At 67.2% G+C, this 19230-nt stretch carries 17 protein-coding genes and 1 pseudogene; 11 read left to right on the plus strand and 7 right to left on the minus strand.

Annotated features, from left to right (window positions below; genetic code table 11):
- Window positions 1–145: 145 nt before the first annotated feature.
- Window positions 146–996 (minus strand): annotated as a pseudogene (locus G3O00_RS03365) (PhzF family phenazine biosynthesis protein).
- An 87-nt stretch (window positions 997–1083) separates the two neighbouring features.
- Window positions 1084–1902, minus strand: coding sequence for a TrmB family transcriptional regulator (locus G3O00_RS03370; RefSeq protein WP_206142048.1), 819 nt, complete (start codon window positions 1900–1902; stop codon window positions 1084–1086).
- Window positions 1903–2034: 132 nt separating this feature from the next.
- Between G3O00_RS03370 and G3O00_RS03375 the strand changes: the two genes are divergently transcribed.
- The 4 genes from G3O00_RS03375 (at window position 2035) to G3O00_RS03390 (ending at window position 5992) form a co-directional block, all read left to right on the plus strand.
- Window positions 2035–2400, plus strand: a complete 366-nt coding sequence (locus G3O00_RS03375) for a RidA family protein (RefSeq protein WP_174930331.1) — start codon at window positions 2035–2037, stop codon at window positions 2398–2400.
- Complete coding sequence (locus G3O00_RS03380; protein WP_206142049.1) at window positions 2397–3602, plus strand: MFS transporter; 1206 nt, start codon at window positions 2397–2399, stop codon at window positions 3600–3602. Before G3O00_RS03375 ends, G3O00_RS03380 begins: the two co-directional genes overlap by 4 nt.
- Window positions 3603–3889: 287 nt before the next feature.
- The gene (locus tag G3O00_RS03385; protein ID WP_206142050.1) at window positions 3890–4597 is read left to right on the plus strand and encodes a CoA pyrophosphatase; all 708 of its coding nucleotides are present in this window, start codon (window positions 3890–3892) and stop codon (window positions 4595–4597) included.
- A 3-nt stretch (window positions 4598–4600) separates the two neighbouring features.
- Window positions 4601–5992: an MFS transporter gene (locus tag G3O00_RS03390; RefSeq protein WP_206142051.1), complete on the plus strand. Its 1392-nt coding sequence runs from the start codon at window positions 4601–4603 to the stop codon at window positions 5990–5992.
- A 46-nt stretch (window positions 5993–6038) separates the two neighbouring features.
- Here the strand turns inward: G3O00_RS03390 and G3O00_RS03395 are convergent, their stop codons facing one another.
- Complete coding sequence (locus G3O00_RS03395) at window positions 6039–7010, minus strand: AraC family transcriptional regulator (RefSeq protein WP_206142052.1); 972 nt, start codon at window positions 7008–7010, stop codon at window positions 6039–6041.
- Window positions 7011–7104: 94 nt separating this feature from the next.
- Here G3O00_RS03395 and G3O00_RS03400 point away from each other — a divergent pair, with 94 nt between their 5' ends.
- On the plus strand, window positions 7105–7935 hold the full coding sequence (locus G3O00_RS03400) for an oxidoreductase (RefSeq protein WP_206142053.1): 831 nt from the start codon (window positions 7105–7107) through the stop codon (window positions 7933–7935).
- Between the two features lie 159 nt (window positions 7936–8094).
- Window positions 8095–8931: an alpha/beta hydrolase gene (locus tag G3O00_RS03405; RefSeq protein ID WP_206142054.1), complete on the plus strand. Its 837-nt coding sequence runs from the start codon at window positions 8095–8097 to the stop codon at window positions 8929–8931.
- Window positions 8932–9043: 112 nt separating this feature from the next.
- Here the strand turns inward: G3O00_RS03405 and G3O00_RS03410 are convergent, their stop codons facing one another.
- Complete coding sequence (locus G3O00_RS03410) at window positions 9044–9964, minus strand: LysR substrate-binding domain-containing protein (protein WP_011349611.1); 921 nt, start codon at window positions 9962–9964, stop codon at window positions 9044–9046.
- Between the two features lie 165 nt (window positions 9965–10129).
- On the opposite strand from G3O00_RS03410, the gene G3O00_RS03415 reads away from it, so the two are divergent.
- Both G3O00_RS03415 and G3O00_RS03420 read left to right on the plus strand, forming a co-directional pair.
- Window positions 10130–10780: a LysE family translocator gene (locus tag G3O00_RS03415; protein WP_206142055.1), complete on the plus strand. Its 651-nt coding sequence runs from the start codon at window positions 10130–10132 to the stop codon at window positions 10778–10780.
- 58 nt (window positions 10781–10838) lie between these two features.
- Window positions 10839–11213 carry a gamma-glutamylcyclotransferase family protein gene (locus G3O00_RS03420; protein ID WP_174930075.1) on the plus strand — a complete coding sequence of 125 codons (375 nt, stop codon included), beginning with the start codon at window positions 10839–10841 and terminating at the stop codon, window positions 11211–11213.
- Between the two features lie 43 nt (window positions 11214–11256).
- On the opposite strand, the gene G3O00_RS03425 is transcribed toward G3O00_RS03420, so the two are convergent.
- Both G3O00_RS03425 and G3O00_RS03430 read right to left on the minus strand, forming a co-directional pair.
- Window positions 11257–11973 carry a DUF3142 domain-containing protein gene (locus G3O00_RS03425; RefSeq protein ID WP_011349614.1) on the minus strand — a complete coding sequence of 239 codons (717 nt, stop codon included), beginning with the start codon at window positions 11971–11973 and terminating at the stop codon, window positions 11257–11259.
- Window positions 11974–11980: 7 nt separating this feature from the next.
- On the minus strand, window positions 11981–14152 hold the full coding sequence (locus tag G3O00_RS03430; RefSeq protein WP_206142056.1) for a hypothetical protein: 2172 nt from the start codon (window positions 14150–14152) through the stop codon (window positions 11981–11983).
- Window positions 14153–14607: 455 nt separating this feature from the next.
- Between G3O00_RS03430 and G3O00_RS03435 the strand changes: the two genes are divergently transcribed.
- From G3O00_RS03435 to G3O00_RS03445, 3 genes are all read left to right on the plus strand, one after another.
- Entirely contained in the window at window positions 14608–16116 is a 1509-nt protein-coding gene (locus G3O00_RS03435; RefSeq protein WP_206142057.1) for a hypothetical protein, read from the plus strand.
- A gap of 32 nt (window positions 16117–16148) precedes the next feature.
- Window positions 16149–16481 carry a hypothetical protein gene (locus tag G3O00_RS03440; RefSeq protein WP_206142058.1) on the plus strand — a complete coding sequence of 111 codons (333 nt, stop codon included), beginning with the start codon at window positions 16149–16151 and terminating at the stop codon, window positions 16479–16481.
- Window positions 16482–16629: 148 nt separating this feature from the next.
- Window positions 16630–17682, plus strand: a complete 1053-nt coding sequence (locus G3O00_RS03445) for a helix-turn-helix domain-containing protein (RefSeq protein WP_011349618.1) — start codon at window positions 16630–16632, stop codon at window positions 17680–17682.
- 45 nt (window positions 17683–17727) lie between these two features.
- Here the strand turns inward: G3O00_RS03445 and G3O00_RS03450 are convergent, their stop codons facing one another.
- On the minus strand, window positions 17728–19140 hold the full coding sequence (locus tag G3O00_RS03450; RefSeq protein WP_206142059.1) for a 3-deoxy-D-arabino-heptulosonate 7-phosphate synthase: 1413 nt from the start codon (window positions 19138–19140) through the stop codon (window positions 17728–17730).
- Window positions 19141–19230: the final 90 nt, after the last annotated feature.

A 19230-nucleotide genomic window follows, 5' to 3' on the forward strand; every position in this document is an offset into this window, starting at 1 on the left:
GGGATCGCGCGCGGGTGACGGCCATGTATGCCAAAGTCGCGGACGCGAAACCTGCCCCGGAAGATTGCTGACGAAACTGTCGTTGCAGCGTGGGCCGCGAACCGCGCGATACCGCGGACTGTAACGACCTGTCCGTCGGGCGCGTCTACACGTTCACGACACCGCGCCCGAGTTCGATCACGCGCCCACCGACGCCGATTTCACCGCTCGCACTGACCGACAACCGCAGCAGGCAAGGCCGGCCGACGGCTTCACCCTGTTCGACCTGAAACGCGGCGGGCAGGCCGCGCTTCATCGCAAGCAGCCACCCGCCCAGATTCGCGCAGGCAGACCCCGTGCCCGGATCTTCCGAGACGCTGCCTTGCTTCACGAAGAAATAGCGCGACACCACCGTCCCCGGGCGCTCGGCATCGAACGCGAATACGTAGGCGGTCTTGCGGCCGAGGCTGCTGGCCGGCCAGATGTCGAGGCACGCGCTGTCGGGCTGCGCGCGGCGGCCGCGTCCTTGAGTGCGACCAGCAACTGGTCGGCGCCGGTGTCGACCCAGATCGGCGGTGCGAGCAGATCGTCTTCCGTGAGCCCCAGCAGCGCCGCCATTCGCGCGTCGGGCAACTCGCACGGCGCCGTCTTCGGCATGCCTGCGTGCGGTGCAGTGAATGTCCACACGTCGTCATGTGCGCTCACGTCGACCACCCCGGCCTTGAACTCGAGCGCGAGATCGTTGCCCGTACCCAGCAGGTCGCGCACGACATGCGCGGTGCCGAGCGTCGGATGGCCCGCAAAGGCCATCTCATAGCCCGGCGTGAAGATGCGAACCCGCGCATGTGCGCGCTCCGACGGCAGCACGAAGGTCGTTTCGGACAGGTTGAACTGCACCGCGAGTGCCCGCATGGTCGCGTCGTCCATGCCGCGCGCATCTTCGAATACGCAAAGCGGGTTGCCGCCGAAAGTCGATTCGGCGAAGACATTCAGCAGGCGGAAGGCATAGGCGGTCATTTGACGCTCGCGTGAGTGGGGGAATTACCGTACCGGGGGCGGGTGCGCGCGGCTCGATGCTCTGGCAGCCGCGCGGCGTCGCATGGGTCAGCTCGGCTTGTCGAGCGGCGCAAGCATCGCCTGCATGTCGGGATGCTTCAGGATTTTCCGATACTCCGCCGGACTCATTGCGTCGATCAACACGCGCCCGCTCACGTCCGCCTTGATGTACTCGACTGCGAGCAGCGCGATGACCGGATTGGTCGTCAAGGTGGCGTGATCGGGTGAATGATCGCCGAATTCCGCCACCACTGCCTCGGTGTTGTCCGCCACCGCGACGGCGAGCCGGCGACCGGACAGCCTGAGCCTCGCGCTGGCGCCGCATTTGGCCATGTCGTAGTGGCGCGGCCCGTTGAGCGTGCGAGTGCCGTAAATCGCCACGTGCGTGTCGACGCCCCGTGCCGCGGCAGCCTCGAGCAGCGGCCCGAGGTCGTCGATCTCTTCGTCCCAGACGCCCGCGAAGATCTGCGTTTTCGCATTGACGATGACGCGCGAGAACGCGCTGGCGATCGCCTCCCGCCCGCTCAACGACCAGACGAGCCCCGGCTCCTGCTGGACCGGCAGCCGATCGAGCGCACCCGCGGCCAGTTCGAGATCCGCATTGAAGCGCGTGCGCAAGTCCTCGAGCAACGACCGGTGGGGTACGGCCGCATAGCGGACGGGTTCCGACCGGTTGACGAGCACCGCCCCGCGCGTTTCCAGGCGACCCAGGGTTTCGTAGATCTTCGATGGCGGCATGCCGGCGCGCCGGCCGACTTCCGCACCCGTCAGCGCGGCCTGCCCGACGAGGGCCGCGTAGGCCTGCGCCTCGTACTGGGTGAATCCAAGCCGGATCAACGACGTGATCAGCTCCGTGTTTTCGCTCATGTGTATCGGCTCCTGCGCCCACGACGACCTGCATGGGCTCCTTGATTAACTACCGGAGTAGTATACAATCGCCCGAACTTACTACCCAAGTAGTAGGCGGTGTATCTCAACCTGACTGGAGGGATCTTCAAGATGCGTAAACGAATCAGCACCGGCTCCCCGTGGGAGCCCAAGGTCGGCTACTCGCGCGCGGTGGTCGTCGACAACACCATCTACATTTCGGGGACGGCCGGCAAAGGCGCGGACGTGTACGCGCAGACACGCGATGCGCTGGCGACGATCGACCGTGTGCTGGCGGACAGCGGGTTCGCGTTGTCGGATGTTGTCCAGAGCCGCCTGGTGGTGGCGGACTTCGACAACTGGGAAGCGGCGGCGCGTGCGCACGGGGAAATCTACGGCGATATCCGGCCGGCGTTTTCGCTGGTGCACGCGCTTCCGTTCGTCGATCCGGACATCCTGGTCGAAGTCGAGGCGATCGCGGTCAGGGCCGCGGCATGACCGTCGCCGGCAACCGCGTGCCGCTGTCCCGCACCGCGACGGGGGTGCTCGCGCTGGCGGCCGGCGTGGCGATCGCGAACGGCTATGCGTTGCAGCCGTCGCTGTCGGCCATCGCGAGCGAGTTCGGCGTGGCGGCGTCGCGCATGGCGGCCCTCGCGTCCGTGACGATGCTCGGCTATCTGGTCGGCCTTGCATGGCTGGTGCCGCTGGTTGACCGGTTCAGTCCGCGCGTGCTCGTCGCGACGCAGATGGGCGTGCTCGCGTTGCTGCTGGCGTGCGCGTCGTGGTCGCCGGGGCCGCTCGCGCTCGACGCCGGCTTCTTTCTGGTGGGCGCGGCAACGACGGTGGCGGCGCAATGCAGTGCGGTTGCCGGCAAACATGCGGATCCGCAACGGCGCGGCGTGGCGATGGGGGCTGTGTCGGCGGGCATTTCCGCCGGGATCCTGTTGAGCCGTTTCGTGGGCGGCATGCTGTCGCAATGGTGCGGATGGCGCGGCGCATTGCTCGCGCTGGCCGGGTGCGTTGCGCTGGCCGCGATCGGCGCTGCGGTGGTGTTGCCCGGTGGCCGGCCGGAAAGGCTGCCCGGCCGTGCGAACGCGATCGGTGCCATTCCGCGGTTGCTGCGCGACAGCGCTCAGTTGAGGCACCGTACTTGCGCCGGCATGCTCTGGTTCTTCGCGTTCAACCTGGTCTGGGTGGGGCTCGCGCTTCGCTTGGCCGAGCCGCCGTATCGCCTCGGTGCCGCGGCGATCGGCGCGTACAGTCTCGCGGGTGTGCTGGGCCTCGGCGTCACGCGCGTGGCCGGAAAACTCGCCGACCGATTCGGCGATCGCGCGGTCATCCGGGGCGGGCTCTTCGTGTCGGCCGTGTCGGCCTTGCTGCTTGCCGTTGCGCTCGGTCGTCCCGGATGGCTGGGCGTGGGCCTGGCCATGTTCGATGCCGGTTGCTTTGCCGCGCAGGTCGCGAACCAGACGCGTGTCGTCGCGATCGAGCCGGCTCGAGCCGGGGCATTGAGCGCAGCGTACCTGACGCTTTACTACGCGGCCGGTGCCGGCGGTGCGGTGGCGGCAGGGTTGCTCAACGCGCGAGCCGGGTGGGGCGCGATGATGCTCGTGACGGCTGCGGCAATTGCGGCGGCCGGGTGGATCGGTACTGCATCGACCCGCATCGATGCGCGGAGCGAGCCGACCTCCGCCGCTTGAGTGCGGACACGACCTGCGTGCGCGCGTGCCCGATCCGATATTCATTTTTCGTGCATGATCGGGATGCTCCGTTGATCAACGGCGATCCCGTTCCGGCATTCAACTATCCGCAACGCTGGCGGATATTTTTTACGCTGGAACAGACATTCACGCGCTCGCGCGTGTCATTTGCGATCGCATGCGAACACGGGCTCATCGGATTGGCCACAACGACGCCGTGCCCATGCAATACGTGTCGGGTTCAGTGTCGCGCAGCGCGTGCCGGTTGCCGCACGCAAGAGGAAGACATGGAACCAGACAGAAGCATCCCGGGTACCGGCGGCGGGTTGGCCGGCGCGCATGCGGAAGCCGGCTCGCCGCAGGCGCTGCTGGACGCGATCGTCCGTGGCGTGGAAGGCCACGGCATCCCTGCCGGCACTGATTGGCCGACGGCGAAGCAAAGCCTCGCGGACAACGAGGGGCAGTGGAAATTTTCGGCGGTGCTGGTCGCGATCGTCGCGCGGCGCGAGCCGACGATCCTGCTGACCAAGCGTTCGCCGGATCTCAGCGAATACTCGTCGCATGTGAGTTTTCCGGGCGGACGCCCGGCCGAGTCCGACCGCGATATCGGCGCGACTGCGTTGCGCGAGGCGTTCGAGGAAATCCGCCTCGCGCCCGATGCGGTTCGCGTGGCCGGCAGCTTGCCGATTCACAAAACTAGAAAGCGCAATCACGCGATCTTTCCCGTGATCGGCATCGTGCCGGAAACAGCGCAATGGGAAGCGGCGCCCGCGGAAGTCGCGGAGATCTTCGAGTTTCCATTTGCCGCGCTGCTGAATCCGGATCTGCCGCGCCAATACACGGACGGCGAGCGCACGGGCGCGTGGTACTGGGCGGAGCAGACGCAGGACATCTGGGGCGTGACGGCGCTCATCCTGAAGTCGCTCGCGGAGCTGGTACGCGATGCCGTGCGCGGCGATAAGTTCATGCACCGGGCCTTCGTCCGGCAAGGGTGACTCATGGAGATGGCAGAAACGTTCGGCGACGAAGGGTTCGCCATCCCGCGCCGCTATTTTGCAGCGGTCGCGATTCTGGTCGGCGTATTCATGTCCGCGCTGGACAGTGCGATCGTCAATATCGCGCTGCCGACGATCTCGGCCGACCTGCACGTGAGCGCGGCGTCGGTCATCTGGGTCGCGAACGGGTATCAGGTGGCGAGCGCGGCGACGATGCTGACGTGCGCGTCGCTCGGCTCGAGAATCGGCGAGCGACGCTTTTACACGATCGGGCTCGTGTTGTTTACGATCGCGTCGCTCGGCTGCGGCCTGGTGTCCACCTTCGGCGCGCTGGTGGGGATGCGGATCCTGCAGGGCATCAGCTACGCGATCCTGATCAGCGTGGGCTACGGTCTCTACCGGGTGATCTTTCCGCCCGCTTCGCTGGGGACGATCTTCGGCGTCAATGCGCTGATATTCGCGGTGGGGACGGCCGTCGGCCCCGCATTGGGCGGCCTGATCGTCTCATGGGCATCGTGGCCCTGGCTGTTCTTCATCAACCTCCCGTTCGGGATCGCTGCGATCGCGTTCTCGTTCGTCGCGCTGGGGAAGGACACGCATCGGGAGCGCGGCTTCGACGTGCCGGGCGCGGTGACTTCCGCCGCGGCATTCGGCCTCTTCGCGCTTGCGGTCGACCAGATCGGACGGTGGAGCAACCGTACCGTGCTCGTGCTTGCCGTCGCGGCGGCGGCGATGATGCTGGCCTTCTGCATCGGGCAGACCCGGGCACGCCATCCGCTGTTGCCACTGGATATTTTCAGGTCGCGCCGGTACACGTTCGCGGTGCTGACGTCCGTGACGATGTTCGTGTCGCAGGGCATGGCCTTGGTGGCGTTGCCGTTCGTGCTGCAGCACACGTATGCGTACAGCGTGTTGAAATCGGCGCTGGTCTTTACGCCCTGGCCGATCGCGGTCGCGCTGTGCGCGCCGTTTGCCGGGCGACTGGCGAATCGCTTCAATGCGACGCAGCTGTCGAGCGTCGGCGTGCTGATGTTTTGTCTCGGGATCGGGTCGCTGATCCTGTTGCCCGCGCAACCAACGGTCGGGGATTTCCTGTGGCGCGTTGCGCTGTGCGGCGTGGGGTACGGCTTCTTCCTGCCGCCGAACAACAAGGAGATGTTTGCGAACGCGGCGAAAAACCGGACGGCCACCGCGTCCGGCGTGCTGTCGACCGCGAGAACGACCGGCCAGTCGATCGGCGCCGCGCTGGTTGCCGTGGTGATCGCACTGGTGGGCGGCGCGGGCGGAGGAGGGGGCGAGCGGCTATTTCCCGTCTACGTTTTCGCGTTGGCCTGCGCGATCGCCGCGCTGTCGTTCTTCGCGAGCATCGCGCGCATCTACCGGCAGCGGGGCTAGGTGCGGCTGATGGAAATCGACGCGCCGGCGCGTTGCGATGCCCGATTCAATGCGACGACACGAATTCCGCATCCTCGAATGCTGCCGGAATGGCGAAGCTTTCGCGCATGCGCTGCGTCTCCTTCGCCGGCGTCAGGCCGAACAGGCGCTTGAATTCGCGGCTGAACTGCGACGGGCTCGCATAGCCGACCGCGTAGCCGGCCGCCTCCGCGGTCAGATCCTCGCGCACCATCAGCAAGCGCGCCTGGTGCAGCCGCGTCGACTTCAGGTACTGCATCGGCGACACCTGCGTGATCGCCTTGAAGTGGCTGTGAAAGCTCGGCACGCTCATGCCGGCTTCGTCGGCCAGTTGCGGCACGTCGAGCGGTTGCGCGTAATCGGCGTGGATCACGCGCAGTGACCGGCCGATCCGGCCGAACTGCCCGCGCATCGCCAGCGCACTGCGCATCGCGCTGCCCTGCGCGCCGGTGAGCACGCGGAAATACAGCTCGCGCAGCAGCGCCGGGCCGAGCACCGCGGCGTCGAGCGGCCGGTGCATCGCCTCGACGAAACGCAGCACCGACGCGTGCATCGTCTCATCCATCGGCGTCGACATCATGCTCCTGGGCGCCTGCACGGGTTCCGCCGTGCCGGCGCGGTCGATCTGCGCCGCGAGTTCGGCGGCCATCGTGAAATCGAGGTGCAGATACAGCGCGAGCAGCGGGCGCTCAGGCGTGGCGTCGGTTTCCATGCTGAACGGCACGGGCACGGACACCGCCAGGTAGTGGTGCTCGTCGTACAGATAGCGCTCGCCGCCGAAGTAGCCGCGCTTGCAGCCCTGGCACACGATCACGATGCCCGGGTCGTACAGCACTGGCGTGCGCGACAGCGCGCGGTTCGAGCGCAGGATGCGCACGCTCGGCAGCGCCGTCAGGTTGTAGCCTTCGTCGGGCGCCAGCGCGCGCAGCAGCGTCACCAGGCGCTTCCGGTCGCGCGGCGGCAGCGACGGGGATCGGGCGGAGGTGGAATCGGTGCTCATAGTTTTGTGCAAGAAAATCAGCGGAATCGAGCTTATTCGACGTGGTTCGTCAGACTAGTATGCACGCTCCAATCGACATTCGGGAGAAGCTCAAATGGCATCCGGCAAGCTCATGCTCATCACCGGCGTCAGCAGCGGCTTTGGCCGCGCGCTCGCGCAGGAGGCGCTCGCGGCGGGTCACACGGTGGTCGGCACCGTGCGAAGCGCGCAGGCGGCGCGGGATTTCGACGTGCTGTCCGCGCAGGCGTTCGCGCGGGTGCTCGACGTGACCGACTTCGATCGCATCGACGGCGTCGTGGCGGACATCGAGGCGAACGTCGGGCCCGTCGACGTACTGGTGAACAACGCAGGCTACGGGCACGAAGGGATCATGGAAGAAGCGCCGCTCGCGGAGATGCGCCGGCAGTTCGACGTGAACGTATTCGGCGCGGTGGCAATGATGAAGGCGGTCGTGCCGTTCATGCGGGAACGGCGGTGCGGCCACATCCTCAACATCACGTCGATGGGCGGCCACATCACGATGCCGGGTATCACTTACTACTGCGGCAGCAAGTTCGCGCTGGAAGGCATTTCCGAATCGCTTGGCAAGGAGCTTGAGCCGTTCGGCATCGCGGTGACGGCTGTGGCGCCGGGTTCGTTCCGCACCGACTGGGCCGGCCGCTCGATGCTGCGCACGCCGCGCTCGATCGCGGATTACGACGCGATTTTCGACCCGATCCGCCAGGCACGCGAAGAGAAGAGCGGCAAGCAGTTGGGCGATCCCGCGAAGGCTGCACGGGCGATGCTCGCGGCGATCGCGGCGGATCATCCGCCTGCGCATTTGTTGCTCGGCAGCGATGCGCTGCGGCTGGTGCGCGGGAAGCTGGCGGCGCTGGACGAGGAAATTCGCGCGTGGGAGGCCGTGACGGTGTCGACGGACGGTTGACGTGCGGCGCGGCACGATCGTTCGCCCGTAGCGGGTTCGTCCACGTTATCGAACGTGTCGACGATCATTCGCAACTTGGCATCATCGTTTAACAATCCTGTTCGATAATGGCTGCCGGCCACAGCGCCGAGTTCAACCACCTTACAGGAGTCCATCGCGATGCCAACCGTCACAACGAAGGATCACGTCGAGATTTTCTACAAGGACTGGGGCCCGAAGGACGCGCAGCCCATCATGTTCCACCATGGCTGGCCGTTGTCCGGCGACGACTGGGACGCGCAGATGCTCTTCTTCGTCCAGAAGGGCTATCGCGTGGTGGCGCACGATCGTCGTGGCCACGGCCGGTCGGCGCAGGTGTCGGACGGCCATGACATGGATCATTACGCGGCAGACGCGTTCGCGGTCGTCGAAGCGCTCGACCTGCGCAATGCGGTGCACATCGGTCACTCGACCGGTGGCGGCGAAGTGGCGCGCTACGTCGCGAAGCACGGCGAGCCGGCCGGCCGCGTCGCGAAGGCGGTGCTGGTCAGCGCGGTGCCTCCGCTGATGCTGAAAACCGCATCGAACCCCGAAGGCCTGCCGCTCGAGGTGTTCGACGGGTTCCGGAAATCGCTCGCCGACAATCGCGCGCAGTTCTTCCTCGATGTGCCGAGCGGCCCGTTCTACGGGTTCAACCGCGAAGGTGCAACCGTCCATCAGGGCGTGATCCGCAACTGGTGGCGGCAGGGGATGGAAGGGAGCGCCAAAGCGCATTACGAAGGCATCAAGGCGTTTTCGGAAACGGACCAGACCGAGGACCTGAAGTCGATCTCCGTCCCGACGCTCGTGCTGCACGGCGAAGACGACCAGATCGTGCCGATCGCGGATGCCGCGCTGAAGTCGATCAAGCTGCTGAAGAACGGCACGCTGAAGACCTACCCGGGCTACTCGCACGGGATGCTGACGGTCAACGCGGACGTGCTCAACGCCGACCTGCTGGCTTTCGTGCAGGCGTAAGGGTGTCGGCGCGGGCCCGCCTCGGCGGGCTGCGTCGTCGTCAGGGGCCGGCGGCGCGAGGTTACGCCAATCGCGCCGTCGGCAACGCGGCCGGATCGCCGGTCGCAGCGGTTCAGCCCGGACCGTTGAAGCGGATGCCCGGAAACGTCAGACGTGGCATCCGGCTTTCCAGAAACGCGAGCAGTTCGCGCACCTGCGCGGCCTTGGCGGAGTCGTCCGGCCAGATCAGGTAGTACGCGTCGCCGGTATTGACGGCCGTCTTGAACGGCAGCACCAGCTGTTTCTCGTCGATGGCCGTCGCACACAGCGCGAGATCGCCAATCGAGAGGCCGTGGCCGGCAATCGCCGCCGCGATCCCCTGTTCGAGCATGTCGAACACCTGCCCGCGCGTGATGTCCACCTCGAGATCATGGCCGCTGCCCTTGAGCCAGCGGCGCCAGTCGCGCCGATCGGGCGACGGGTGGATCAGCTCGCACGCCGCCGGATTCGTGCGTGCGACCGTCGCGGTCGCCCGCGAGCACACCGGAATCAGCCATTCGTCGAACAGCTTCACACACTGCGTGGCTTCGCCGAACTTGCCTGCGCCGAGCAGGATCGCGCAATCGTAGGATTCGCTGAAAAAGTCGACGGTATCGACATCCATCCACACGCTCGCGATCTGCACCTCGAACGCGGGCCGCGTGTCGCGAAACGCGGCCAGTGCGTCGAGCAGCCAGCGCATCGTGAGCGTGGAAGGCGCCTTGAGCCGCAGCACGTCGCGTTGCGACTGGAACAGCACGCAGGCCTCCTCGATCTGCCGGAAGCCGCGCCGCAGGCCCGACGCGAAGATGTGCGCCTCCGCCGTCACGGTCATTTTCGGGCCGCGCCGGACGAACAGCTTCCGGCCGAAGTAGGCCTCGAGCGTCCTGACGTGCTTGCTCACCGCGCTTTGCGTGAGGCTCAGTTCCTCGGCGGCCAGCGTAAACGAGCCGGTGCGCGCGGCGCTTTCGAACGCGCGCAACGCGTAGACAGGGGGGAGCGGTTTGGCCTTCACGGGTGTCGAATATGAATAAAACTCATGTCATCCAGCAGGATTTTCCGTTTTTCAGCAGCGGGCCGGGCACGCAATACTTCAGAAAACCGTGCAATCCGGTGCGCTGAATCCCGATGATGCCACCGTGGCGGGCACGCGCGTCAATTCATCCAACAACTTTTTATCATGGCACTTCATTACCCGCTGCTGTTCGCCTATCTCGCCGCGATCGTGCTGCTCATCGCGACGCCCGGCCCGGTCGTCATGCTTGTGGTCGGCACCGTCGCGCGGCGCGGCTTTCGCCAGGGGATGCTGACCGCGGTGGGCGCGAATGCCGCGAGCCTCGTGATGATCGCGGGGGCGATGCTGATGGTGTTCGGCGTCGTGCTCGTCAGCGAGCGCCTGCTCACGGGGCTGCACGTGGCGGGATGCATCTTCATCGCGGTGTTGGCCATCCGGACGCTGCTCGGCGAATGGCGTGCCGGCCGTTCGCGTGACGGCAATGACGCCGCGCAAGGTGCACCGGCATCGCAGGCGCAGCGCTTGCCGGGTGTCGTGCGCGGCTTTCTCGTCGGCATCGCAAATCCGAAGGACCTGCTGTTCTTCGTCGCGTTCTTTCCGCAGTTCGTCGGCATCACACCTGATTCGCGCGTGAGCCTGGCCATCCTGGCCGTGCTGTGGATCGCGGTCGATTTCACGATCCTGACCAGCTACATGGCCGCGATCAACCATCCGCTGATTCATCGCAAGCAGCGGTGGATCACGGCGTCGTCGGCGGGCGCGCTGCTCGTGATTGCGCTCGCCGGGCTCGGCGGTGCAATCACTGGTGCCGCGTAAGCCCGTCGGCGATCTGCGTTACGCTTCGTTTGCCCCAACGCCTTTATCGAGTTCAATCATGTCCAGCACCCCCCCGACTTTCTCCGAACACCTCTTCTCCTATGGCACGCTGCAACTCGAACCGGTGCAACTCGCGACCTTCGGCCGCAAGCTCGACGGTCGCGAGGATGCGATGCCCGGTTATGCGATGACGATGCTGAAGATCGACGACCCGGAAGTGGTCGCGACGAGCGGGAAGACGCATCATCCGGTGGTGGCCTACACCGGCCAGTCCGGTGATCGTGTCACGGGCACCGTGTTTGCGATCACGCCGGAAGAGCTGCAGCACGCGGACGACTACGAAGTCGACTCGTATCGCCGCGATCGCGTGGTGCTCGAGTCGGGCGTCGCCGCATGGGTGTACGTGGACGCGACTTCGCCGCGACCGGCGTAAATCCGGCGCGCGAAAAGGCGGGCCGCCGCCGTGCCTTGGCCCGCTAGTCGTTGCGCAGGAACACGACGTAGCCGCGGAACCACGGGTTCGTCGCGAGGTACGGCGGCGCGTCCCATTCGCCGCCCTGGATGATGCCGATGCGAAACGGCAACTGCAGCCGCGCGACGCGCGGCAGGTAGTCCGCGTAGTCGGGGATCGTGCTGCGTCCCTGGTAGGTCTGCACGACCACTTCGTCGACGATCCCCCTGAGCTGGTTGACCTGGTCGGTATCGATGCGGCTGCTCCAGTCGAGCAGCCCGGTGATGCTCAGCCGGCAATCGGCGGGCAGCGTCTCGCGCAGCGACCGCAGGAATTCGAGGTAATCCTGCAGGTGGCGCGTGCGCGCATCGAAGTCGATCTGAATACCGGTGATCGTGCGGCCCGACGCGCGCCAGCGCGTGAGCTGCGCGAGCATGATCTGCGTGACGCGCGGCGTCCAGCGCAGCGTATGCGCACGATAGACGAGCCATACGCGCGCCTGCGGCGCGGGCGGCAGCGCGACGCCCTGCGCGATCACGCGGACCTGCGACTCGTCCCGCGGCGACGCTTCGATCTGCCCTTGCAGCACGTAGACGGTGCGTGCGCCATGCACGACCGCCTGCGGCTTGACGCCCGCCCACAGCCAGAACGCGTCGTACCGCGCGGCATCGACGGTGCCGGCCAGCGCGACGCGTCCGGCCAGCAGCAGCGCGATGCACGCTACGCACGCGATACGCTTCACGCAGCGCTTACCAGTAGTAGCGGAGCTTCTGCGCCCACGGGCTGCCCGCGTAGCTGGCCTTCAGCGTATCGAACCAGCGCTTGCGCACGTTCTTCGGCACGTCCTTGCCGCCGCATTCGTTGGAGCCGCCCGGCGCATAGCACTTGATCGCACGGTAGTACGCATAGGCGCGGTCGTTCGGGTTCGCCTGCGCATCGGCCATCACCGTCACGTAGCTCGACATCCGCTCGTACGGCTTGCCGTCGAACTGCGACGGCCCGGCGCCGAGCGTCGGCGGGATGCGCGCGGCGGCCGTCGTCGATGCGTTGCGCATCCACAGCGGCACCGGATCGTTTTCGAGGCCGGGCGCGGGCGGGTGCAGGCGCACGAAATCGGCGAGACAGTTCAGCCCTTTCGCTTCGGCGGGATTCTGCTGGAGTGCCGTGGCGATGTCGTTCGCGGACGGGCACGTATAACCGTCTTCGTTTTTGGCGCCCGCTGCGATGAACGGCTTCAACGGATCGGCAGGCTTGCCGGACACCAGCGCGGCATCCGCGATGTACTCGGCGTAATGCGAGCGCGTGAGTTCCTTGTACAGCAGCGTGTACAGCGCGGTGTCGCGCATCGCGCCGCCGGCCGCCTGGCTTTGCGCCTGCGCGCGCAGCAGGTCCGCATTGGCCGAACGTTGCAGCAGCACGGCACGGATCGCGGCGTTCTGCACCGGCGAATCGTCGGCGAACGCGTCGTTGACGAGCCCGGCCTGTTCCAGGTTGATCGCGAGCGCGAGTTCCAGCGCCTCGCGCTGGAAGCGGAATTTCGCGAGCGGGATCAGGTCGCGCCACAGCTGGCGCGCCTTGTCGGACTGGCCGCTATCCTCCAGCGCGAATCCGCGCAGCGCCTGCTGGCTCAGGCCGAAGTAGTCGAGCGGCTCGGCGGGCGTCTGCGGCAGCAACGCGAGCGCGGCGTCCGGCTTGTGCCCGATCTGGACATACCAGGTCGCAAGCAGGTAGTCGTAGAGCGCGGGCGCATTTGCGAAGCGCGGCTTCTGCGCCTGCAGGTCGTCCAGCGTCAGCGGCTTGGCACGGCTCGAGTCGCTGTTGTCCGACGTGCGCATGCGCAGCAGGTCGACGGTCGCGAGCACGGTCGGCGACTGGATCTGGCTCGCGTCGTAATCCGACCCGAACAGCAGCTTGCTGTCGAGCTCGTTCGCCAACTGGATCAGCGGCACGTTCGACGTCGCCGGCGACCAGCGCGCGAGCGCGTGGCCGTACAGGTCGGCCTGCTGCGTGACATTCCCGCCGAGCCACGCGACACGCCGCAACAGCCCCGTCGCCGAGGTCGCATAACGCCCCTGCGGATACACCTTCAGGTAAGTGCGAAACACCGTATTCGCGGCGTCGAGCGACACCTTCGTCACGCGGCCGCGCGTCGGCGTGGGGCTGTCGTTGTCGAACACGTTGGCCTGCGCGGCGTTCAGCTGCGCGCGCCCGGCCATATAGAGCCCGGTTTCCTTCAGCCACGGGTTCGCGCTGTGCGATGCGTTCGCGAAGGCCTTGGTCGCGGTGAGGAAGTCGGCGCGATAGAACGCGTTCGTGCCGTCGAGGTACGCGGCGAACTGCTGGCCGAGCGGCGACTTGACCGGCGGTTTCGTCCACGCGGCGCTCGCGCCGCCGGCGGCGCAGGTCTTCTGCGCGATGTCGGCGCGTGCCGCGCGCAGGCGCGTGGCTTCATCGGCGGGGAGGCCGCCGGCACCGCCCAGTGCGTCGTTGAACGCATCGGCGCCCGAGGTCATGCTGCGGCAGATGCTGCCTTCGCCGTCGGCATACTGGTTCGACGGTGTTCCGGTATCCGCTGCGCCGTCGGTCTTGTCGGGCTCCTTCTGCCCGATCGAGATCCACCCGGAAAAGTCCATCGGAAACGGCACGATGATCTGGTTGATCCGGTCTTTCGCCGGGATCGTCTTCGGGTCCGGAAACGCCTGCGCGACCTTGGCGCTGTCGACCATCATCAGCATCGCGTTGATGCGCGTGTCGTTGGCCGGGCTCAGCATCGGCACGTTGGCGCAGGAGTAGTTGGTCTGCCGGAGCGTGGTCGGCGCATAGCAGCCGTCGTCCCCGCTGGCATGGGCAGCCGGAATCCAGAGCAGGCTGGCCGCCAGCGCGGCGAACAGGTTTCGGTGCAGCAATGGGCTATTGGGCATTTTTTCTTGTGCCGGGTGTAGGGCCGCAGCGGCCGGGTCTCTCAGGTGAGGCGTTTCGCCCCGGCGCGTATCGTACCGCACCGGCCGCTTCGGCCGCGAGCGCGCGCAGGCCGGCCGGCAGTCGCATCCAATGCGGGCCGGCGAAATGGAAGTCCACTCAGTGTAGACGCAACGCCACCTTGAATCCGGACCGCCTGAATTAAGATGCAGCCGGCAGTGACGGACCTCCGACGATAGACGACCGGTCGTCGTCCACGCTGCCCGACGGGGGTGGTCTGCCGAAAGCGGCGTCCGCATCGATCCGCACGACGGAGTCGATCATGGATGAAGGGGAGCGGATGCCGGTTTCCAAGCCTGTTCAATAGTATTGCTAATCAATAGGCCGATCGATGCGATGCATCGTGCGGCGAACGGCAGACGAGAGTGCGCCGGAACACGAAAACAAGAGGATTCCGATGAAACCCATTACATGGATGGTCATGGCAGTCGCGCTCGCGCTGTCAGCCTGCGGCGGCGACGACGTTGCCAAGAACGACGGCGCGTCGTTGTCGTCGCCGAACAATCCCGGTTCACCTTCCGGTCCGAGCTCGCCCGGCGGCGGTTCGAATGGCGGCCCGACGGGCGGCAGCGGGCCGACGCAGCCGCAAGCCGGGTGGTCGAAGGCTGCCGCCGTGGACGGCAAGGGCCCGGAAGGCCAGCCCAGCGTGACCCTCGACGCGAGCGGCAACGCGCTCGCCACCTGGATGACCAATGGCCCCGCCGGCATGTCCGGCAACGAGATGTGGGGCGCGCGTTATGCGGCGGGGTCGGGCTGGGGAAGCGCGACGCGGCTTGACACGAGCGACGGTTCGCATGCGATGAACACGCTGATCGGGGTGCAGCCGAAACTGGTCGGCAACGCGAGCGGGCAGGCGGTCGCGTTCTGGACCGAATGGACGCCGGGCCCCAACACGTACGCCCTGTGGGCGAGGCCGTACAGCCCGGGTAGCGGATGGGGCACGCCCGTCACGCTGGCGGCCGACATGGCCGGTTCGTCCTATTCGGCCGGCATGGACAGCCAGGGCAACGCGCTGGTCACGTGGACGCAGTCGATCAGCCTGCTCGATACGCGCATCGCGTGGACGCGCTACACGCAGGCCGGGCAGTGGTCGCCGACGGCGCTGGTCCAGATGCCGGTGCAGAGCGGGCCGGGCGCCGTGACCGGCGATACCGACAATGTGAGGCCGATGCTGTCGGTCCTGTCTTCCGGCCGCGCGGTGCTCGCGTGGAGGCAGACCAACCATACGAAGTCGGCGCTGTGGACGGCCACGTACGACGCGACCAACGGCTGGACCAACGTCAACCAGGTCGTATCGAACGCGAGCCTGTTCACGACGATCATCTCGCCGGTCGCCGGCATGGACGCGAAGGGCAACATCACGCTGGTCTGGGGGCAACTCGACGTGACGGGCGGGAAGCTCTACACCGCCACGATGTCGCAGCGCTATGTGTCCGGAACCGGATGGCAGCCCGCGCAGCCCGTCGCCCCGGCGATCGTGGTGCCCACGGGGTTCATCGCGACGCCGATGCTGACCGTCAACGAAAACGGCGTGGCCGCCGCGATGTGGGGGGAAAGCGGCGCGGTCCTGCAGGCGAGCGTGTCGGATGCCAACGGAAACTGGGGGGCGCTGCAGAAGCTGACGGAACACCTGAACGGGGCGGCGCTCCAGTACCCGCCGCTGGTGATCGACCCGGCCGGCAACGTGACGGTCGCCTGGGAGGACACGGGCACGCCGAACGCGTCGGTCCTCCTCGTGGGCGGCTACCGGAACGGCGCGTGGAGCACCGCCACGCTGGATCCACAGGATGGGACGTGGCCGGCGCTGGCCGTCAATGCGGCGGGGGCGATGGCGCTTGTCTGGCAGGGATTCGCCGCGAATATCGGCAGCCAGATCCAGTCCAGTTTTTATACGCCGGGCTCGTAATCGTGTCGCGTCGGGTATTCGAAGGAGCAGCCATGAAGAAAATCTTGCAGCGCACCGTGACCTTGAGGACCGCGCTGGGCGCGGCGGTCGCCGACCTCGTGTTGTCCGTGTGCGGTTCGACGCAGATGAACATGATCGACGCGCAGACGTCGACCGCGAAGACGCTCGGGCTCGCGTCGTCGGACGAGATCACGGTCGCCAACGTGCAGTACGGGAAGAAAGACGGGCTGGGTGGCCAGAAGGTGAGTTACGACGAGACGACCGGCAAGGGGCGGCGTTTCGGCTGCACGGTGTTCATGATTCCGGGGCTCACGCCGATCGATCGGCCGACGTACAACAACTGGGAATGCCATCCGCAACGCTGATGGCCGCGGTGACGACCACGCCCGCCGCAGGGCGCCGGTCGGCCGCTTGGGTGGACGACATGCCGCGCCGGCCTTGCGCCGGCGCAATTTGGTCCGATAATCGACGAACCGATCTATCCTCTCGTGTCGGCTCGATAAAACAACTGTCATGGATCAAGCGGCATTCGTCCCTGTTTTCAAGTTTCGCACGATCGACTACCCCGAGCAGGACCGGTTCCACGTCTGGGTCAAGGACATGCTGTGCGACTACCGTCTGGATGACGACGGCGGCCACGGCGCGTTCGACGCGGAAGCGAGCGGCGCGGCGCTCGGCCCGCTGATCCTGTCGGGCCGGCACTGGCGGTCGCGCGCACCGGCCTATCGGGTCAATCGGACCACGCGGCGGATTCGCCTCGACGGCCAGGATTCGATCCGCTTCACGCTGCTGCTCGGCGGGCGGCTGGCCAGCCACACCGGCGGGCCCGAGCTGGTCAAGGGCGCCGGCGACGTGTTCGTCTACGACGTCGCGCAGGTCAACGACTGCAGGGTCGAGGCCGGCGACGTGATCAGCCTGGTCGTGCCGAGGTACCTGCTGCCGAGCCATGCCGCGCAGGCGCACGGCCAGACGCTGACGAGCGGCGTGGGGCGGCTGCTCGGCGACCACATGCTGTCGCTGTTCCGCAACCTGCCGAATCTGCGCACGCACGAGATCCCGAGCATCGTGCAATCGATGTTGCTGCTGCTGGGAGCGGCCGTTTCCCCGACCGCGCAGGCGCTGCAAGACGCACGCGGCCCGATCGACGAGGCGCTGGCCGAGCGGGTCCGGCGCTACATTGACGTGCATCTGCTGGAGCCCGATCTCGATCCCGACCGGATCTGCCGCGACATCGGCGTGTCGAGAGCGCGGCTTTACCAGCTGTTCAAGGAAGACGGCGGCGTGATGCGGCAGATTACGCGCCGGCGGCTGCGCCATGCGTACCACGTGCTGGGCGACCCGCAGCGCCGGCATCAGCGCATCGCGGAAATCGCGTGGGCGCACGGCTTTCCCGACGAGAAGTATTTCCACCGGCTGTTCAAGGCGGAGTTCGGCCATACGCCGAAGGAAACGCTCGAGTGCGCGACCGCGCCGGTTCTGCTGCCGTGCGATGCGGCCGAGGATCGATGGGCGGATGGCGGCCGCCTGACAGGATGGACGTTGCCGTTCGGCGTGCTCACCAACTGAGCGAGTGGCGCGTTCCGGCCGCCGCACGGCGGTTCGTTTTGTGCGTCACGCGTACACGCTGCTCGCTATACCGTCTTCATCGACATCGTCGATCGCGGCCCGCAAGTCGTCGATCGCCACCATCAGCTCGCGGACCTGCCGCAACGACGGGTACTGATGCAGCACGGCCTGCCATTGCGGCAGCGTCAGCAGCGCGTGCCAGACGACGCCCAGGCCGCCCGGATCGGCATCCGGCCGCTGCGCGAGCGCGCTCGCGTATTCGAGGCTGGCTTGCGCCGACAGCAACTGCATCCGGCTTGCGGCGCCAAGCAGGCGCGGCGTCGTGTCGGCGGATGCATCGCAGCAATAGAGCACTTCCCGTGGCAGCGCTGCTTCGTCGGTCGTCAGCGCGTGCAGCGACGCGCCGTGTACGCGCACCGTGCCCTGGTGCGTCTCGAACGCATAGGTCGTGGCGGGGTCGGCCTGCGCGAGCAGGTTCAGGCCGCGCAGCAGCCGCGGCAGATCGGTCGTCGCGGCATCCGCGGACGCCTTCGCTTCGACGAGGAAGCGCACGTTCCAGACGGGCGCCGGGTCGTCGCCGCGCGTGCGTTCGAGCAGGATGGAATCCCATTCGGTTTTCGCGCGATCGTGGCGGCCCGGTATCGATGACGGTACACGCATCGACGTCACCACCCGGTACGTGCGGCGTGCGTCGACGGCGTCGAGCCGGCGGGCCAGCGCGTCGAGCGCCTGCGCGGCCAGCGCTTCGACGGCTGCGCCGCGCTGCTGCGACGCGACGCCCTGCGCGACGGCGACGGTGCTGCCTTCGAGCGGGCCCTGGCGTACCCAGAGTGCGCGGTAGCGACGCACGTGCGCGTCCGATGCCAGTGCGTCGACGCGCAGCATCCGTTCGAGCGCGGGGCTGTCCTTCAGCTTGACGATGTCCTGCTCGAATGCGGCGTCGGTCGCCATGTCGGGGAGTGCGAGCAGGTGCCGCAGCGTGTCGTGCAGATCGGCCCACGACGCGGCGGTGGCGGCCGCATGCAGCCGCGCGAGCCCGTCGCGTTGCCAGGGGCGGGCGCTGCGCTCGAGCTTGGCCGGGTGCGCGATCGCATTGACGGCCGAGTGCAGCGCGCGGCGGTCCTGCTCGGCGTGCGCGGACAATGACGCGTATTCGCGCACGCTCGGCGCATCGTGCCGCAGCACCGCGGCCTGAAAGGCGGGATCGCCGGCGCGCGTATCCATTGCGTCGCGGATCATCTGCGCGAGCGCGTCGATGAAGCGTTGCCGCAATACCGCGTCGGGCGTCTGTCCGTCGCTGCGCATTCGGCGCGCTTCCTCGATCACGATCGCGAGCGTGGCGGCCGGGTTCGCGGCGTCGGCCGGCGACAGCGCGCTGTCGAGCGGCGGCAGCCGGTAGCGGCGCGCGACGGTGCGCAGTGTTTCGTCGAGCAGGGCGGGAAGCGGTGTCAGCGACATGTTCGGTATCGGCGTGAAAGCGGTGCGCGTGCCCGGGGTTCGGGCTTGCGCGCGCGATGATGTGCAACGTTATCACGCCGGGACGGGCGG

The sequence above is a fragment of the Burkholderia sp. Ac-20384 genome, from assembly GCF_017104605.1.
GTDB lineage: Bacteria > Pseudomonadota > Gammaproteobacteria > Burkholderiales > Burkholderiaceae > Burkholderia > Burkholderia lata.

Excerpts from the sequence above, each read along its gene's own strand:
- G3O00_RS03370 (WP_206142048.1), bottom strand. The coding sequence starts at position 1,902 with ATGAGCGAAAACACGGAGCTGATCACGTCGTTGATCCGGCTTGGATTC.
- G3O00_RS03375 (WP_174930331.1), top strand. The coding sequence starts at position 2,035 with ATGCGTAAACGAATCAGCACCGGCTCCCCGTGGGAGCCCAAGGTCGGC.
- G3O00_RS03380 (WP_206142049.1), top strand. The coding sequence starts at position 2,397 with ATGACCGTCGCCGGCAACCGCGTGCCGCTGTCCCGCACCGCGACGGGG.
- G3O00_RS03385 (WP_206142050.1), top strand. The coding sequence starts at position 3,890 with ATGGAACCAGACAGAAGCATCCCGGGTACCGGCGGCGGGTTGGCCGGC.
- G3O00_RS03390 (WP_206142051.1), top strand. The coding sequence starts at position 4,601 with ATGGAGATGGCAGAAACGTTCGGCGACGAAGGGTTCGCCATCCCGCGC.
- G3O00_RS03395 (WP_206142052.1), bottom strand. The coding sequence starts at position 7,010 with ATGAGCACCGATTCCACCTCCGCCCGATCCCCGTCGCTGCCGCCGCGC.
- G3O00_RS03400 (WP_206142053.1), top strand. The coding sequence starts at position 7,105 with ATGGCATCCGGCAAGCTCATGCTCATCACCGGCGTCAGCAGCGGCTTT.
- G3O00_RS03405 (WP_206142054.1), top strand. The coding sequence starts at position 8,095 with ATGCCAACCGTCACAACGAAGGATCACGTCGAGATTTTCTACAAGGAC.
- G3O00_RS03415 (WP_206142055.1), top strand. The coding sequence starts at position 10,130 with ATGGCACTTCATTACCCGCTGCTGTTCGCCTATCTCGCCGCGATCGTG.
- G3O00_RS03420 (WP_174930075.1), top strand. The coding sequence starts at position 10,839 with ATGTCCAGCACCCCCCCGACTTTCTCCGAACACCTCTTCTCCTATGGC.
- G3O00_RS03430 (WP_206142056.1), bottom strand. The coding sequence starts at position 14,152 with ATGCCCAATAGCCCATTGCTGCACCGAAACCTGTTCGCCGCGCTGGCG.
- G3O00_RS03435 (WP_206142057.1), top strand. The coding sequence starts at position 14,608 with ATGAAACCCATTACATGGATGGTCATGGCAGTCGCGCTCGCGCTGTCA.
- G3O00_RS03440 (WP_206142058.1), top strand. The coding sequence starts at position 16,149 with ATGAAGAAAATCTTGCAGCGCACCGTGACCTTGAGGACCGCGCTGGGC.
- G3O00_RS03445 (WP_011349618.1), top strand. The coding sequence starts at position 16,630 with ATGGATCAAGCGGCATTCGTCCCTGTTTTCAAGTTTCGCACGATCGAC.
- G3O00_RS03450 (WP_206142059.1), bottom strand. The coding sequence starts at position 19,140 with ATGTCGCTGACACCGCTTCCCGCCCTGCTCGACGAAACACTGCGCACC.